At 64.0% G+C, this 16,923-nt stretch carries 14 protein-coding genes; 4 read left to right on the top strand and 10 right to left on the bottom strand.

Annotated features, from left to right (window positions below; genetic code table 11):
• Positions 1-27: 27 nt before the first annotated feature.
• A complete protein-coding gene (locus VI26_RS06225; RefSeq protein ID WP_048408874.1) occupies positions 28-2,133 on the bottom strand; it encodes a TonB-dependent receptor domain-containing protein in 2,106 nt (701 codons plus the stop codon).
• A gap of 323 nt (positions 2,134-2,456) precedes the next feature.
• Between VI26_RS06225 and VI26_RS06220 the strand changes: the two genes are divergently transcribed.
• Together VI26_RS06220 and VI26_RS06215 are read left to right on the top strand one after the other, a co-directional pair.
• Positions 2,457-2,768 carry a hypothetical protein gene (locus VI26_RS06220; RefSeq protein ID WP_048408873.1) on the top strand — a complete coding sequence of 104 codons (312 nt, stop codon included), beginning with the start codon at positions 2,457-2,459 and terminating at the stop codon, positions 2,766-2,768.
• A gap of 75 nt (positions 2,769-2,843) precedes the next feature.
• Complete coding sequence (locus tag VI26_RS06215; RefSeq protein ID WP_048408872.1) at positions 2,844-3,278, top strand: DUF411 domain-containing protein; 435 nt, start codon at positions 2,844-2,846, stop codon at positions 3,276-3,278.
• Between the two features lie 82 nt (positions 3,279-3,360).
• Here the strand turns inward: VI26_RS06215 and VI26_RS06210 are convergent, their stop codons facing one another.
• The 7 genes from VI26_RS06210 to VI26_RS06180 all read right to left on the bottom strand — a co-directional run bounded on the left by VI26_RS06210 (position 3,361) and on the right by VI26_RS06180 (position 11,745).
• On the bottom strand, positions 3,361-4,644 hold the full coding sequence (locus VI26_RS06210) for a ferric reductase-like transmembrane domain-containing protein (RefSeq protein ID WP_082150911.1): 1,284 nt from the start codon (positions 4,642-4,644) through the stop codon (positions 3,361-3,363).
• Positions 4,645-4,731: 87 nt separating this feature from the next.
• Complete coding sequence (locus VI26_RS06205) at positions 4,732-6,147, bottom strand: efflux transporter outer membrane subunit (RefSeq protein ID WP_048408871.1); 1,416 nt, start codon at positions 6,145-6,147, stop codon at positions 4,732-4,734.
• Positions 6,144-7,244 carry an ABC transporter permease gene (locus VI26_RS06200; protein ID WP_048408870.1) on the bottom strand — a complete coding sequence of 367 codons (1,101 nt, stop codon included), beginning with the start codon at positions 7,242-7,244 and terminating at the stop codon, positions 6,144-6,146. The genes VI26_RS06205 and VI26_RS06200 overlap by 4 nt, the downstream gene beginning before the upstream one ends.
• 11 nt (positions 7,245-7,255) lie before the next feature.
• On the bottom strand, positions 7,256-8,389 hold the full coding sequence (locus VI26_RS06195) for an ABC transporter permease (protein ID WP_048408869.1): 1,134 nt from the start codon (positions 8,387-8,389) through the stop codon (positions 7,256-7,258).
• Positions 8,386-10,125 (bottom strand): ATP-binding cassette domain-containing protein, encoded by a 1,740-nt coding sequence (locus VI26_RS06190; RefSeq protein ID WP_048408868.1) that lies wholly within the window; start codon positions 10,123-10,125, stop codon positions 8,386-8,388. The genes VI26_RS06195 and VI26_RS06190 overlap by 4 nt, the downstream gene beginning before the upstream one ends.
• A 1-nt stretch (position 10,126) precedes the next feature.
• Positions 10,127-11,110 (bottom strand): secretion protein HlyD, encoded by a 984-nt coding sequence (hlyD, locus tag VI26_RS06185; protein WP_048408867.1) that lies wholly within the window; start codon positions 11,108-11,110, stop codon positions 10,127-10,129.
• Positions 11,107-11,745, bottom strand: coding sequence for a TetR/AcrR family transcriptional regulator (locus VI26_RS06180; protein WP_053074252.1), 639 nt, complete (start codon positions 11,743-11,745; stop codon positions 11,107-11,109). Before VI26_RS06180 ends, hlyD begins: the two co-directional genes overlap by 4 nt.
• 284 nt (positions 11,746-12,029) lie before the next feature.
• On the opposite strand from VI26_RS06180, the gene VI26_RS06175 reads away from it, so the two are divergent.
• Together VI26_RS06175 and VI26_RS06170 are read left to right on the top strand one after the other, a co-directional pair.
• Positions 12,030-12,764, top strand: coding sequence for an S-methyl-5'-thioinosine phosphorylase (locus VI26_RS06175; RefSeq protein WP_048408866.1), 735 nt, complete (start codon positions 12,030-12,032; stop codon positions 12,762-12,764).
• Positions 12,765-13,029: 265 nt separating this feature from the next.
• Positions 13,030-13,611, top strand: coding sequence for a class I SAM-dependent methyltransferase (locus VI26_RS06170; protein ID WP_197081399.1), 582 nt, complete (start codon positions 13,030-13,032; stop codon positions 13,609-13,611).
• Positions 13,612-13,668: 57 nt separating this feature from the next.
• Here VI26_RS06170 and VI26_RS06165 read toward each other — a convergent pair whose 3' ends face one another.
• Positions 13,669-15,450, bottom strand: a complete 1,782-nt coding sequence (locus VI26_RS06165) for a glycosyltransferase (RefSeq protein WP_048408864.1) — start codon at positions 15,448-15,450, stop codon at positions 13,669-13,671.
• Between the two features lie 66 nt (positions 15,451-15,516).
• Entirely contained in the window at positions 15,517-16,911 is a 1,395-nt protein-coding gene (locus VI26_RS06160; protein ID WP_053074251.1) for a radical SAM protein, read from the bottom strand.
• Positions 16,912-16,923: the final 12 nt, after the last annotated feature.

The raw sequence follows: 16,923 nt of genomic DNA, 5'->3' as shown, positions 1-16,923 counted from the left end.
TCCGGGGACGGGCCGTCAGGGTGCGGCTTAGAACTTGCCGGTCAAGGTCAGCCAATAGCGGCGGCCCTCGTCGACCATCCAGTTGCCGTCCAGGCCATCGTAGCGGCCGCGATTGTCGATCGCGACGGTGCGGTCGGCCAGGTTGTACACGGCGAAGTTGACGTCAAAGCTCTTGTTCAGCTTGTAGCTGCCGCCAAAGTCCCAGGTGCTGGAACCGCCGCGGGTGCGAGCCACGTTGGCGCCATTGCGGAAGCCGGTGTAGTACTGCTTGCCTTCGAAGTTCAGGCGAGTGTACAGGTCCAGTTTCTCCATCGGCGCCCAGGCCAGCTTCACATTGCCGGCGTGTTCCGGTGTCTTGTCCAGCGGCATGCCATTCAGCGACTGGCCGAGGAAACTGGTTTCCTTGCCGCCTTCGCGCTTGGACTTGGTGTAGGTGTAGTTGCCGGACAGCGTCCATTTCGGCATGAAGGCCCAGCTGCTGGACAGTTCCAGGCCGCGGATGTTGACCGAGTCCACATTGTCGTAAATGTAGATGCGGACTGGGTCTGTGCCAGGTGCGTACTGGTTGGAGAACTTGTCCGTGCCGTAGCTGACCACCTTGTTCTTGAAGTCGTTATTGAACAGGGTGGCGTTGGCGCTCAGGCCTCTCTCATTGTCAAAGTGCAGACTAACTTCGTAAGAAGTACTTTCCTCCGGCTTCAACTTGGAGTTGCCGCACAGAATACCAGCCTCGTTACCGGCGCCGGTACGCATGCAATAGCCGTCAGTGCTCTGGCGGATAGTCGGCGCTTTAAAACCTTTGCCGATACCGCCCTTCAGCGTCCATTGCGGACTTAGGTGTTCAACCAGATAAACACGCGGGGTGAAGTGGGTGCCGAACACGCTGTGGTGGTCGACGCGGCCGCCGGCGGTGATGGTCAGACTGTCGGTGGCTTCAAAGCTATCCTCGGCGAACAGTGCCCAAGTGTTGACGGTGATTTTGTCCGGGTTGGCTGGGCCGATGAAGCCCACAATCGCTTCTTGAGCACGCATGCCGGAACCGACTTGTTGGCCAACTTGGGTGCCAATTTTTACGGTGTTGCGATCCAGCAGGAAGGTCAGTTGGCCGTCCAGCGTGGTATTGCTCAGCTTCAGGCCTGTGCCGTCGTCCACGTTATTAAGCGAGTGGCTGGGCTTGTCGATTTCCTGATACAGGGAGACATTGGAGCGCACATTGCCGTATTTGCCGTTGTGGCTCAGGCTCCAGTGGTCACGGACGTCAAAATAGTCATTTTTCTTGTTTGGTTTGCCGCGCGAAATTACTGCGTCGCTCTTACCCGGTGTCGTGGTTTTGCGCAGCTCATTATGGCCAGCCTCGAAGGTGATCTCGTGATCCTGGTTCGGGGTGAAGCTGAGCTTGGCATTGATGTCGGCCACATGGCTGGCGACTTTGCCGCCGTCGCCGCTCTTGCTGTAGTAGATATTGTCTTCGGCCTGATTATTCATCGCGCCGTAGACTTGCAGCGACAGCAGGTCCTTCATCAGCGGGCCGCCCAGCCAGAAGCTGCTCTGGCCGGTGTTGCCTTCGTTCGAATGTTCGGTGATGGTGCCGCCCAGCGTCGTCGAGCCATGCCATTCCTTGGGCGCTTTGCGGGTGATGATGTTGACCACGCCGCCCATGGCATCGGAGCCGTATAGCGAGGACATCGGGCCGCGCACCACTTCGATGCGCTCAATCGCTTCCATCGGCGGGATTTGGTATTGCTGGAAACCGCCAGTGCCGCGGCTGCGAGTTTCGCGGGTGTTTTGACGGCGGCCGTCCACCAGGATCAGCGAGTATTCACCGGGCATGCCGCGGATGGCGATGTCCTTGTCGCCAGGGCCGGAGCCATTGATGCTGACGCCTTCCAGATCGGTCAGCGCATCGGTCAGATTGGTGAATGGTTTCTTCGCCAGATCTTCGCGGGTAATCACCGAGATGCTGGCCGGAGCCTGCTTGATTTTTTGCTCATAGCCGGTGGCGGTCACCACTACCGAGGGCAGGGTGGCTTCGGCTTCCGCCGCGTGGGCGGCGGGCAGGTAGAGCGCGGAGACGGCGGCGGAGAGCAGGGCGAGGCGCACACCGTGACGGGCGGCGGAGTCAAAGGTTTTCATTGTCGTGGATACCAGAAAATCATCACATGAACGAGGCCCATTTGATCCGCGTTCCGGCTGGGTCGGCGCTCCGTGCATGCCGTTGGCTTTTTGTTTGCGCAAGGAATGTCAAATGGGACCACAAGTATCCCACCGAATTAATGAGAACGCAAATGCGAATCGTTATTGATTGTGGCGTTTTTGGAGGTGAGGGCCGCGATCCGGCAGAAACATGATGTGGCTCAAACTTTGTGCGGGACGCAAGAAATACCGCAAGCATTTGGGAACCAAGGTGTTAGCTGCCAGTCCCACGCCTGTTCCGGCTCACGCGTGTCTCTGAATCAATGTCTCTCCGCCTGCCCTTGCTGCTGTTGCTAACGTGTCTGCTGCTCTTGCCGCAGGCCGGCTGGAGCATGGGCGGACGCGTGGCTGCCAGCGCGCCTTGCGTGTGGATGGCGGATGATGGCGCGGCTTGCCATACCCAGCCGGCCAGCGCCGCCCAGGCCGCCGCTTGCTGCCAGTTGCCGGCCGCGCCGTGGCCGGCGGTGCCCAGCCTGCCCTTGCAGGCGATCCGCCCGGTGCTGCAGGCCAAGGCCGAGGCGGTATGGTCCGGTTTCATCCCCGCCCCGCCGGAGCGCCCGCCGCAAATGTTTTGAGTGATCCTGTCTTGTCCGCTGCCCGCGCCCTGAGGCGCGGCGGTTCATATCATTCGATGCATTGGAAGGTGTTTCATGAACAAACGTCTGCACTGGGCCGCCGCCGCGCTGGCCATTTCCCTGATCTCCCCGCTTGCCGCCGCCGCCGATGGGCTGATGCATAAAGACCCGTATTGCGGCTGCTGCACCGCCTGGGCCGAGCATATGCAGAAGAACGGCGTGGCGCTGCAAAGCCGCAACGAGGCGGATATGTCCACCGTCAAGGCCAAACTGAAAGTGCCGGCGGATCTGCGTTCCTGCCATACCGCCGAGATCGGCGGCTATGTGTTTGAAGGCCATGTGCCGGCGGATCTGGTGAAGAAGGTGCTGAAGGACAAGCCCAAGATCGTCGGCCTGGCGGTGCCGGGCATGCCGATGGGCAGCCCTGGGATGGAGGGGCCGAGCAAGCAGTCCTATCAGGTGTTGAGTTTTGATGAGCAGGGGAGGCGCAGCGTCTACGCCACGCGTTAAAGTTGGTGATGCCCCAGCGGCCTTGTAGCGGCTTGCCTGAGGGTATGAAGGGCGTTCCGCATGTCGGAACGCCCGTTTTGCGTCAGCGCATCGCGAAGGCCTCGTGATGGAAAACCGGCGCCTGCGCGCCGCGTTGTTTCAGGCCGCGCCGCAGCGCCTCGCCCAAGCCTTGCGGGCCGCAGAACCAGACCTCGTCCACTTCCGGCAGCATGCCGGCTTCCAGCCGCGCGCCGGCCTCGCTCTCGATCAGATGCAGCCGCACGCCGTGCTGATGGCAGGCTTGCCGCACTTCTTCCAGCCGCGCCGCCTCGCCGCGGCTGCGCACGCAGTAGTAGAAATCCACGTCCAGTTGGCTGTCGGCTAATTCCTGGCTTTGTAGCCAGGCCAGGAAGGGGGTGACGCCGATGCCGCCGGCCACCCAGGCCTGGCGCGCGCCGCCGCGCGGCTGGAAGCGGCCGTAAGGACCTTCCACGGTGACGGCCTGGCCGATCTGGAGTTCGGCCGGCAGGCGGCGGGTGTAATCACCCAGCGCCTTGATGATGAAACGCAGCCGGCCGTCGCCATGGTCGGCGCTGGCGATGGTGAAGGGGTGGGCGCCTTCATGGGCGGCGAAGTTGACCAGCGCGAATTGTCCGGCGCGGTGGCCGGGCCAGGCCTTCATCTGGCAGATCACTTCCAACTGCCCGGCTGGCAGCGCTTCGATGCTCTGCACCCGGCCGGCGTATTGTTGTCGCTTGCCGATGCGGCCGGCCAGCGAGTAGAGCGCGCAGCCGGAGCCGATCAGCATCAGCGCGGCCAGCAGCCAGCCCACCGGCTGCGCCCACATCTCGGCCGGCATCAGGATCAGGCCGTGGAAGGCACCCATCAGGTAGAGCGGGGCGAACAGCTGGTGCAGCTTGCGCCAGAAGCGATAGGGCACGGCGCGCAGCAACGCCAGGATCACCATGGCCAGCACCGCCCAGGCAGCCCATTCGCCCACGTCCTTGGCCAGCGAAACCAGCGGGTCTTTGCCGCCGCCGCCGCTCTTGATGCGCGGGGCGACCCAGGCCAGAGCGAGCATCAGCTTGGGCGACAGCTTGATCAGCCAGTGAGCCGCCAGCAGCAGGCCGGCGGCGATGCCCAGGCGCTTGTGCAGCGCGTAGAGCCGGTCCAGGCCGCCCAGCAGCGGTTCCAGCCAGCGCGGGCGCGTGGCCAGCAGCATGGCGGCGCTCATCACGGCCATCAATTGCACGCCGCTGAGCAGCACCAGTTCGTGTCGCCATTGCCAGTAGTTGGCGGGCAGGCCGTTTTGCCACAGGCTGGCGGCGGCGTACAAGGCGCCGCTGGCGAACAGCAGCAGGCTGAGCACGGGAAGTCTAGGGTTCATCGCCTTAGTCCTTTCTTGTGATAGGGGATTAAGGTGATTGGAACACCGCAAACTTAAGCGCAGCTTAAACGCGGCGCGGGGGTGGGTTCAGCGTGGTGGCTCGGCGGATGGTGTGTCGCCGCCAAGTGCCTTGTATAGCGCGATCAGGTCGGCGGACAGCGTTTGCCGCGCGGCCAGCCGCTGTTCGCGCAGCACAGCGAGCTGCAACTGCGCTTCCAATACGTGGCTTTGCGCGGCCTCGCCGACGGCGACGCGCTGGCGGGCGTGGCCAAGCTGGCGTTGCAGCGTGGCTTCTCCCTCGGCCAGCCGCGCGTCCTGGATGCGGCCGGCCTGGTTGCGCAGCAGCGCGGTTTCCACATCGGCCAGCGCTTGCAGCACCGCCTTACGGTATTGCGCCAGCGCGGCGTCGTAGCCGGCCTCGCGCGCCCTGACCTGGGCTTGCAGCCGGCCGCCGGCGAACAGCGGCAGGCTTAGTTGCGGGCCCAAACTCCAGTAGCGGCTGGCCTGGGAGGCGAAGTCGCCGGGGCGGACGCTGTCCCAGCCGCCGCTGGCCAGCAGGCTGAAGCGCGGATACTGCTCGGCTGTGGCCACGCCGATGTCGGCGCTGGCGGCGGCCAGCTGTCGTTCCGCGGCGCGCAGGTCCGGCCGGCGCAGCAGCAATTCCGACGGCAGGCCGGCGGCGGGCGCGGCTGGCAGTGGAGGCTCCGGCGCGGCGGCGTCCAGCAGCGCGCGCAGTTGTTCCGTCGGCAGCGCGGTCAGCGGGCCCAGCGCGGCGAGCGCGGCCTGGCGGGCGGCGAGCAGCGGCTGCAGCTGCGCGTCGGCGCGCAGCCTTTCAGTTTCCGCCTGATCCAGTGCGCCGGCGTCGGCCAGGCCGGCCTGGACTTGCAGCCGGCTCAGCCGCGCCAGCTCCGCGCGCCAGCGGACCTGGGCGGCGGCGTTGTCGGCGCGCAGGCTCCAGTAGCGGTAGTCCAGCGTCAGCCGCGCGGTTTCTGCGGCCACGCGCAAGGCGGCGTCGGCGGCTTGTTCCCGGCTGGCGTCCAGCCGGGCGCGGCCGGCTTCCACGCTGCGGGCGGTGTGGCCGAACAAATCTAGCTCCCAACTGGCGTCGAAGCCGGCGCGGTAGTCGGTGAACAGGGTTTGCGGATTGGCGAAGGGGATATTGGCCAAGGCTTCGCCGCGGCGGCTCAGCTGGTCGCGGCTGACGCGGCCGCTGGCGTTGAGCTGCGGCCATTGCGCGCCGGTGTTGATCTCCAGCGCGGCGCGCGCCTGACGGATATTGGCGTCGGTGCTGGCCAGGTCCGGACTGCGGCGCAGCGCGGCGCCAACCAGGCGGTTCAGCGCCGGGTCCTGGAAGGCTTGCCACCAGCCGGCGGCTTCCGGCTCGGTTTCCGCGCTGACGGCGGGCAGCAGTTGCGCTGGGGTAGGCGGCCGGTAGTCGGGGCCGATGGCGCAGCCGGCGAGCAGGACGAGCGACAGAGAAACGGCAAGGCGGGATGAATTCATTGTCCGCTCCTTTGACGGAAGATCAGGTAGGCCAGGCCAAGGCTGACGGCGGCGATCAGCAGCAGCGGCCAGAGATGAGGCCAGGCCTCGGCCGCGCTGTAGCCTTTGAGAAACAGGCCCTTGATCACGATGATGAAATGGCTGAGCGGGTCCGCGGCGCTGAGCGCGCGCAGCGGCCAGGGCATGTTTTCCACCGGCGCCATATAGCCGGACAGAATCACCGCCGGGGCCATGAAGCCGAACACGCCGAGAAAGGCCTGCTGCTGGTTGGCGCATAGCGCCGAGATCAGCAGGCCGCAGCCGGCCAGGGCCAGGCCGTAGCACAGCATGGAAAGATAGAGCAGCGCGATGCCGCCGCCGAAGGGTACTTGGTAGATCCATACCGCGGCGGCGGAAATGACGCTGCCTTGCAGCGCGGCCACCAGCATGCCGGGCACGGCCTTGCCGGCCATGATGTAGCCGGGCGTCAGCGGAGTGACCAGCAATTGGTCGAAAGTGCCTTCCTCGCGTTCGCGCGCTAATGACAGCGCGGTGACCATCAGACAGCCTATGGTGGTGATGATGGCCACCAGGCTGGGCAGCACGAACCAGCGGTATTCCAGATTGGGGTTGTACAGATGGCGAACCAGCAACTGGGCCGGCGGCGGCGCGGGGCTGAGTTCGCGCGCGTACTGGGCGACGATTTGCTGGGCGTAGCCGAAGGCGATCTGCGCGCTATTGGAGCGGCGGCCGTCGATGACGGCCTGCAGCGGCGGCGCGGCGCCCTGGGCCAGGCGGCGCGAGAAGTCCGCCGGAATGCGGATGGCGAGCAGCGCTTGCTGGCGGTCTATGGCGTCGCGCAACTGGGCTTCGCTGCGGATATTGAGCAGACGCGGAAACACGTGGGCGGCGGCCAGGCGTTGGGACAGTTCGATGGAGGCGGCGCCGCCATCCTGGTTGTAGATGGCCAGCGTGCTGTTCTTGACCTCCAGCGTGGCGGCAAACGGAAACAGCAGCAGTTGCAGCAGCACCGGCATGATCAATAGCCGGCGGTTCTGCGGGCTGGACAGCAGGGCTCGCAGTTCTTTGTGGATCAGGGTTAGCAGCGAGTGCCACATGAGAGCCCTTTCTAACCGTCCAGCCGACGGCGGAATTTTAGCGCGGTCAGCCCCAGCCAGAAGCCCGCGGACAGCAGCAGCCAGCCGGTGTTGAGCAGCAGCACCGGCCAGATGTCGCCGGCCTGGAACAGGGTTTGCAGCGCGCTGACGAAATAGCGCGCCGGCACCAGATAGGTGGCGGCCTGCACCGGCGGCGGCATGCTGTTGATCTCGAACACGAAGCCGGACAGCATGGTGGCCGGCAGGAAGGCGGCGGTGAGCGCGCCCTGGGCGGCGACGAACTGGTTGCGGGTGACGGTGGAGAGCAGCAAGCCCAGGCCCAGGGCACTGCCGAGGAACAGGCTGCTGACGATGAACAGCAGCCACAAGGAGCCGCGCAGCGGCACGCCCATCAGCAAGGTGGCCGCCAGCACGCAGACCAGCATCGCGGCCATGCCCAGCAGGTAGTAGGGCAGGATTTTGGACAGCAGCAGTTCGGCGCGGGTCACCGGGGTGGACAGCAGCGCCTCCATGGTGCCGCGCTCCCATTCGCGCGCCACCACCAGCGAGGTGAGCAGCGCGCCGATGATGGTCATGATCACCGAGATGGAGCCGGGCACCAGATAGTTGCGGCTGACGGTGTCGGGGTTGAACCAGTAGCGCGGTTCCAGCCGCAGCTGGGCCGGCGGCGGCTGGCCGCGATCCTGCGCGCGCTGGGCCTGCCAGACCTGCCAAGTGCCTTGCAGGTAATTGGCCAGGAAGTTGGCGGTATTGGGCTCGGCGCCGTCGGTGAGCAGCTGCGCCGCGGCGGCGCCGCGTCCCTGGAGGGTTTTGGCGGAGAAGGCGGCGGGAATCACCACCATGCCGCGCACTTCGCCGGCGGCGAGCCGCGCGCGCATCTCGGCGCGGTCATGTCCGGGATGGACTTCCAGATAGGGGGAGCCCGCCAGCGTGTCGGCGAAACGGCGGGCCTCGGCGCCGCTGTCTTCCAGCACCACGCCGATGCGCACTTTGTTGGCGTCCAGATTGATGCCGTAGCCGAAGATGAACAGTAGCACCATCGGCAGCACGAAGGCGATCAGGATGCTGCTGGGATCGCGCACGATCTGCATGGCTTCCTTGCGGCACAGCGCCAGCAGGCGCGCGGGTTTGACTGCGGTGCTCATGTGCTGGCTCCGGCGCGGTCGTCGGCCGCCACCAGGCGGATGAAGGCCTCTTCCATGGTGATGTCCTCGTCCGGCGTCGAGGCCTGGCGCTTGAGTTGGTCCGGCGTGCCGCTGGCGATCAAGCGGCCGCGATAGACCAGGCCGATGCGATCGCAGTACTCGGCCTCGTCCATGAAGTGGGTGGTGACCATCACGGTGACGCCCTTGTCCACCAGGCCGTTGATGTGGCTCCAGAATTCACGGCGGGTGATGGGATCGACGCCGGAGGTGGGCTCGTCGAGAAACAGCAGCGGCGGCCGGTGCATCAGCGCGCAGGCCAATGCCAGCCGTTGTTTGAAGCCCAGGGGCAGCGCGCCGGCGAGCATGTCCAGATAGGGCGCGAGCGCGAACACGCGGACCATCTCGGCGACGGTGTCGCGCCGCGCCTGGCCGCTCAAGCCGTAGATGCCGGAGAAGAAGTCCAGGTTGTGGGCGACGCTGAGGTTGCCGTAGAGCGCGAATTTCTGCGCCATATAGCCCAGCTGCCGGCGCGCGCGGCTGGCGCTGCGCTTCAGGTCTATGCCCATCACGCTGGCCTCGCCGGCGCTGGGGCGCAGCAGGCCGCACAGCATTTTGAAGGTGGTGGATTTGCCGGCGCCGTTGGGGCCGAGCAGGCCGTAGATCTCGCCGCGCCGCACCTGGAAGTCGATATTGTCGGCGGCGACGAAGTCGCCGAAGCGGCGGGTGAGCTGTTTGGCGCGGATCACCGCGTCAGGGTCCACGCCGGCCGGCAGCTGCGCCGGCGGCATCCGTTCCGCCAGCGCCGAATCGCCGCCGGGGCCGCCGCCCAGCAGTTCGATGAAGGCGTCCTCCAGCCGCGGCGGAACAACGGTGAAATGGGCGTCCGGCCCGGCTTGCAGCGCCGCCAGCTCAGGCGGCTGGCCGGCCTGGCGCAGCACCAGCCGCAGCGCCTGGCCCTGGATCACGCCGTCCAGCACTTGCGGCTGGCGCAAGGCGCGCCGCAGCGTCTGGCGGCGGTTGCCGGCGATGCCGCGCAACTGCACGCTGCGGCCTTCCATGCGGCGGATCAGCTCGCCGGGCGCGCCGGCGTAAGCCAGCTGTCCGGCGTTCATCAGCAGCACTTGGTCGCAGCGTTCGGCCTCGTCCAGGTAGGAGGTGCTCCACAGCACGGTCATGCCATCCGCGGCCAGCTCGCCCACCATCTTCCACAACTCGCGCCGGGAAATCGGATCGACGCCGACGCTGGGTTCGTCCAGTAGCAACACTCGTGGTTCGCCCAGCAGCGCGCAGGCTAGGCCCAGCTTCTGCTTCATGCCGCCGGACAGCTTGCCGGCCGGCCGCGCGGTGAAGCGGGCCAGGTCGGTGAAGGCCAGCAGGCGCTCGAAGCTGTGTCGGCGGCGCTCGCCGACGACGCCGCGCAGATCGGCGTACAACTCCAGGTTTTCCTGCACCGTCAGGTCTTCGTAGAGGCCGAATTGCTGCGGCATATAGCCGATCAGCGCGCGCAGCGCGTCGCCGTCGGCGATGGGGTCCAGCCCTTCGACGCGGACGGCGCCGTCGCTGGCTTGCAGCAGGCCGGCCAGAAGCCGCAGCAAGGTGGTCTTGCCGGCGCCGTCCGGCCCGGCCAGGCCGGTGATCGCGCCGCGGCGTATCGTCGCGTCTATGCCGGCCAGCGCCTCGTGCGCGTCGAAGCGCTGGCGCAGCCCGCGCAGGACGATGGCGTTCTGCGCGTGCATCTCAGCCGCCGTCCGCCAGCGTCACCGTCACCGGCATGCCCTGGCGCAGCGCGGCGTCCGGGTTTTGCACCACCACGCGCAGCCGGTAGACCAGGGCGGTGCGCAGATCCTGGGTTTCCACGTTCTTGGGAGTGAATTCGGCGCTGGGGGAGACGAAGCCGACCACGCCGTCGTAAGGCTGGGCGCGGCCGTCGCTACGGACCTTGACCTTGGTTCCGGGGGCCACCCGGCCCAGATCGGGCTCGGCGACATAGGCGCGCACCCACACCGGCCGGGTCAGCGACAGGGTGAACACCGCGCCGCCGGCGGACAGCATGCCGCCGGGTTCGACCGCGCGGGTGAGTATGACGCCGTCGGCCGGAGCCAGCAGCCGGGTGTCGCTCAGCTGCAGCTTGGCCTGGGCCAATTGCGCCGTTGCGCGCTCGGCGTTGGCGTCGGCCTCGGCGATCTCCTCCTTGCGGTAGCCGCGCTTGAGCGCCTGCCATTGCTGGCGCGCCGCCTCGGTCTGCGCCGCGGCCTGGTCGCGCTGCGCGCGGGCATCGTCCAGCGCGCGCTGGGCGGAGGCGCCGGTGTCGGCCAACTGGCGCTGGCGCTGGTAGGTCTGCTCGGCGTTGAGTTGTGCGGCGCGGCGCGCGTCCAGATTGGCCTGCGCTTGCTCGATATCTTCGCGGCGCGGGCCGGAGCGGTACAAGGCCTGCCGCGCTTGCGCGGCGGCCAGGGCGGCTTCGGCATCGCGCAAGGCGTTGCGGTAGGGGGCCGCGTCCAGCTCGCCCAGCACCGTGCCGGCGCGCACGCTGGCGCCCTCGTCCACGTTCAGGCTGCTCAAGCGACCGGCCACCCGGAAGGACAGGCTGACTTCGCGGATGTCGACATTGCCGGACAGGCTCAGGCGTTCCTGGCTCAATTGCCGCTGCCGCCAGGCGTAGCCGCCGCCGGCGAGCAGGGCGGCGATGAGCAGGCCGATGATTAGAGCTTGGCGCTTCATGGTTGTGACTCCATTGGACGCAGGCCGCGCAACGCCCATTGCAGCCGTTGTTCGGTGTGGCGTGGATCGATGGCGTAGGTATCGAAAGCTTGCTGGATCAGGCCGGGCAGCATGGGCTTGCCGGCGATGATGTGCTGCGTCAGCGCCGGAAGGCCAAGCGCCGACATCAGGAACAGCGCCTGGTGCAGCGGATCGCCGCGTTCCAGCTCTCCGGCCTGCTGCGCGTCGACAATGCTTTGCAGCAGCAGCTTGGGATGGCGCGGCGCCAACGTGGACAGGAAGCCCTGCGCGGCGGTTTCGCCGGCGGCGGCGTCCAGCAGCATGTGCGCGATGAAGCCGCCATGCTCGGAGATGAATTCCAGCAATTGACGCAGCATGGCTTGCAGCCGCGGCAGCGCCGCCGGCTGTTGCTGCTGTTGCCATTGCATCTGGCGCAGCAGCGGCGCGTACCAGCTTTCCAGTAGCTCGGCCAGGTAGCGTTCTCGGCTGCCGAAGTGGTAGACAAAACTGCCCGGATTGACGCCGGCGTGCTGGCACAGGCCGCGCACGGTGAGTGCGCGCAGACCGGTTTCCTTGGCGAGTTCCAGGCCGCAGTCCAGCAGTTGCTGGCGGGTGGCGTTGATCGGTTTGTTCATGAACTGGTTTTATACGAATGTATAAGCGTATGCAAGTAGTATTTGTACGATCGTATAAATCAGGCGCAATTACACAAGTGCTTGTTTTTGCAATATCGCCGGCAAACGCCGCGTGGGCTCGGGCAAATTCACTGTGCGGCGGCATGTGCCAGAGGGAAATAATCGGCCATAATTGGAGCGCCGGCGCCAGCCGGCACCAAGAATCCCGCAGCCGCGCCAGGCTCCTTGAGCCGTGGCCGTGGCGAAAACAGCGATTCATCGCACCATCTCAAAGGGGACACATCATGTTGGCCATCATCGGCGGCAGCGGCCTGGCCCAGCTGCCCGTACTGGAAGTCACCCATCGTCAAGTTGTGCGCACCCCCTATGGCGACCCTTCTTGCGCGCTGACCTTCGGCCTGCTGAACGGGCAGAACGTGGTGTTCATCGCGCGCCATGGCTATGGCCACTCGCTGGCGCCGCATGAGATCAATTACCGCGCCAATATCTGGGCCTTGCATGATCAGGGCGTCAAAGGCGTGATCGCCATCGGCACCGTGGGCGGCATCCGTCCCGACATGCCGCCGGGCCGCCTGGTGGTGCCGGACAACATCATCGACTATAGCTGGGGCCGCAAGCACACCTTCTTCGAGGGCTTGGACCGGCCAGTTGTGCACGCGGAATTCTCCTCGCCCTATGACGACGCGCTGCGCCAGCGGCTGATCCGCGCGATGGCGGACAGCGGCCACAGCGGGGTGGTGGGCGGCGTTTACGCCTGCACTCAGGGCCCGCGGCTGGAAAGCGCCGCGGAAATATTGAAGTTGGAGCGGGATGGTGCCGATATAGTCGGCATGACCGGCATGCCGGAGGCGGCCTTGGCGCGGGAGATGAACCTGCCTTATGCGCATCTGTGCCTGGTCAGCAACTGGGCGGCCGGCAAGGGCGGCGCGGCGACGGTGGAGTTCGACGCCACCACCGGCGCGATGGGGGTGGAAATGTGTACTGGGGTGTTACAGGCGCTGTTGCAAACCGGGGCCTAGCATATCAAGACCTAATCCGGCCTGATTGGCTGCGAGCTTTATTTATTGAGGGGGTGTGTGTGCTTGTAATTCGGGATCGAGAGTCATGAGACAGTGTCCGGTGTGTGCCGAGGAGGGGGGACGCTACGCGGTTGATGTTGGGAGCCATCAGGTAGTCAAGTGCGGCGCCTGCGGTTTGGAATATACCTTGCCGATCCCTACGGACCAGGAGCTGAGCGCGTTTTACGCGCAATACCAGGATATTAGAGCTCGGCAGGATGTTGTGATGCGCAATGCCGCACGCAATTTGTCGACATTGGGTGGGCTGGGCTGCGAAGAGGCTTCCGAAATTCTGGATTTTGGCGCCGGGCACGGAGATTTTGTCCGCGTAGCCGGCGCCAGGTGCCAGGGGGTCGAATTGGGTTCGCCTGGTGCGGAGCGAGTCCATGGCTCCTTGCGGGCGTTCAGGCCGCAGCAATTTGATTTTGTAACGCTGTGGGGGGTGCTGGAGCATCTGAATCATCCGCTGGAAATCTTGCGTGAATTGATGCCCTTGTTGAAGCCGAATGGTTATCTGGTGCTGACTACGGTGGACGCCGAAGGCTTGATCCCCTATTACTATAAGCCGGTCGAGCATTTGACTTATTGGACGAAACCATCGTTTCAAGCGCTATTCCGGCAATTGGGGCTGGAGATGTGTTGGCACAAGCCATACCGGATGGAGCAGGCGAAAGAAGTCTATGTGGATCGCCTGCTGAGCCGCACGCCTGAGGGCTACCGGGCGGCATTCGCCGCAGCTTTGCCCGCCTTGCCAGACTATGTTGAAGTGCCCACCAATGAAGTCCTGGTTGCGGCCAGGAAAGTTTGAGCGGACAGCCGCGCGTCTGGCGGCTATCCGCGGTAAGCTCACGTGCTGGCCGCGGACTTAGTTGAAGTTCAGACCCGCCTTGGTGGGATGGTCTGCAGCCAATACTTTTGCACGCGCTTTCTTGATTTCCTCTATCCCCATATCGTCGTAGCGGCTGTAAATCTCAATGAAGTCCTGTTTCATGCTTTGCCAGGCGCGTACGGTCCTGGAGTCGAATTCCTGACCATTGCCAAGACGACGTCTGACCTGGACGGTGATGTCGTTGAAGTGGGCGAAGGGGATTTTGCGCGACAAGCGAATCAGCAGATCCCAGTCTTCGTGCGACGGCAGGTCTTCATCGAAACCGCCGACTTCGTCGATGACCAGCAGCGGATGAGCCAGCGCGTTGATGGGGATGTAGTTGGAGATTTGCAGGCGGTTGAAGTCGAATTGCTTGCATGCCATCAGTGCGCGGCCTTGTTCCTCGCGCATACCGCATTGCACCTGTTCGGTGATGAAGTGGGCGTTGCCGAAAACCAATGCGCCAGGGTGGCGGCTGGCTTCATGGTGCAGACGTGCCAGGTGATGGCTGTACATGATGTCGTCGTCGTCCAGATAGACGACGTAATGGCCACGACACAGACGTAAGGCCAGATTGCGCGCGGCGGCTACGCCGCGGTTGGGTTGGCGCACATAAGTAACGTTGATGTCCTTGCCCAGCCATTCCAGCAGGCTTTCCTGTGGCAGGCCACCATCGTTGACCAGGATGACTTCGAAGTCCTTGAAGCTTTGCTCTGCAATACTTTGCAATGCGTTGACCGCCAGGTGTGGACGATCATAAGTGGTGAAAATGATGCTGAAAAACGGCTGCTCTGGATTGAGTTCAGTAGGGCCGACTTCGGGGAGCTGCGATTCGGTGAAGTCGTGGGGGCCTTGTTGGGCGTGCTGGGACAGCACGCTTTCCACTTTCGACAACACCTCGTTGGCGCGGGCTTCCGCCAGTTCACGTCTATGTGCGAATTCCGGCAGCGCCTGGCTGTGAAAGTATTCGAACTTGGACTGGAACAGGCGGATGATATCGGCCAGATGGGGCAAGAGCCGGTCAAGGTTGGCTGTGGTGAAGTATCTTTCGAGCAGAAGCGCATGTTCGAACAACGCCAAGCCGGAGCGGCCGTATTTATCTCCGGACGAGGCCTGCTGCTGATGCACCCGGAAGATGGAGATGTTCTTGTTGACGAAGCCGATCTTGATGCCTTGCGCCGCTAGCTGCAGGCTTTTGTCCCAATCGGTAGCCCGGAAAAATGGCTCATCGTCGAAGGCTTGCAGGCTGGTGTCGAAAAAGTCGCTGTCCAGAACTATTTCGCGCCGGAACATGGAGGCGACGATATTGATATAGCAGTCGAATTTCAGCAGGTTGGGGAGCTCGTCCCGCTCTCCGAAGTAATCGTGGTCCAGCCAGCCCGGATGTTGCAGCGGGAAATGCTGATTGTCTTCGTTGATCAGGGTATAGCGGCCATAGACGAAGCCGCACTCGGGGTGCTGGTCCAGCGCGTCTTTCAGGGTCTTGAGGCTATTGGGGGCCAGTAGATCGTCGGCGCCGACCAGCACGATGTAGTCGCCGCTGGTTTTCTTGACGGCTTGATTGATATTGAGCGTCGCGCCCAGATTTTTGTCGTTCAGGAAATACTTGACCCGCTTATCCTTGGCGGCGAATCCTTGGATGACTTCTGCGGTATTGTCGGTTGAGCAGTCGTCGCAGACGATGATTTCAAGGTCATCGATTCCTTGCCGCAATATGCTGTTGAGCGCATCCGGCAGGTATTTTGCGTAATTGTAGGCAGGGATGACGACGGAGATCATAAGACGGGCTACCCAGGGTATGTTGAAAAACGGGGCGTTTTCCAGCGCCCCGATTTGAAGATCGAATCAAATAAAATTGATGTGTTCGGGGGGATTCTTGAGATCCCACAAGAACTTGTTCACATAATCTTGTCGGCAGCCAATGGCGCAGTCTTTGTGTACGTCAACCGATTCGGTGACGTCCTTGTGCACCGCCCAGTAACGGTCTCCCATTACCATATCGTAGAACGATTGCTCATGCAGGTCACCGATGTAAAAACGTTCCTTGTTGAAGAAGGGGCCGCAGGGGTAGACCTTGCCGTTGCCGGAGATTTGCAGCAGGAAGGGCGTGCCGTGGCAGACGTCGTATTTGCGGAAGCCGTTCTTGTACAGGGCGGATTCAGAGGCGGCGTTGATTTTGTTCCATTTCGCCTGCACCACGTAGTCGGCGGTGGAATAGCCTTCCGCTTCCTTGAGCATATCGCCTATCGTCAGATATTCATCGTAGTTGATGCCGATTTCCTTGTACTCGGAGTCGGAGCAGTGCTTGATGACGAAGTAGTCAACACCGAGTTCGGCTCCTAGCTTGGCTTCGGGGATGACTTCGTCGAAGCACTCCGGGATCAGCACCATCTGCAAGCCCAGCGTGCACTTGTAGCCATATTCCTTCTTGATCTGCACCAGCGCGCGGATCTTCTCCACCAGCAGATCGAAGTTAGCTTCCTTGGACTGATGCACGCGGCGGAAGCCCTCGCGGGTGCCGGCGGACAGATTGAAGCGGATCCAGCTCATGTTCTTGAGCAGGTCGTGAGCGCGGTCCATGTCCAGCAGCAAGCCGTTGGTGGCCATCGAGGTATCCACGCCCAGTTCGCCGGCCAGCACGGTGGCGTCGTACAGCGCCGGGTTGAGCGTGGGCTCGCCGTCGCCGATGAAGCCGATGGAGCGCACGCCAAGGCGACCGCAATCGCGGATATAGGACAGCAGCGCCTCGCGGCCTATCATGGTGCCCTTGGTCATGTTCTGCACCACCGCGTAGCAATAGATACAAGCGGTGTTGCAGAACTTGGTCAGGCCCATGTCGATATGGATGGGCGCGAAGCGCTCGCCGCGCTGCCAGGCCAGTACGCGGTCCAAGTGATGCATCATCTTATGGCCGTCGAAGCGGAAGCGCTGCGGCGGGTTGCGGAAGCTGGGGCCGGTGAACTGGTTGGGCACATGCTCTTCGCCGTCGCCCTCAGACATGCGGATCACGCCAATCTGGTTGCCTTCGCTGTAAAACTGGATTTTCTGGCCGCTGCTCTTGTCCAGTTGGTAGCTGTCCAGCAGCGCTTCCGCGTCGGTCAGCGCCTTGCGATTGACGATGACATTGGAGGTGCGCAGCTTGTGGCCTGGGTTGCGGGCCAGCGGCGCTTCCTCCGGAATCATGGTGGTGGTCTTTTGACCGAAGCGGTTGACGCCTTCCTTGGGTTTGTTCTCGCTCATGGCAAGCTCCTT

The organism is Chromobacterium sp. LK1, from assembly GCF_001043555.1.
In the GTDB taxonomy this organism is placed as follows: domain Bacteria; phylum Pseudomonadota; class Gammaproteobacteria; order Burkholderiales; family Chromobacteriaceae; genus Chromobacterium; species Chromobacterium aquaticum.
This window is presented reverse-complemented; position numbering and strand designations above follow the sequence as displayed.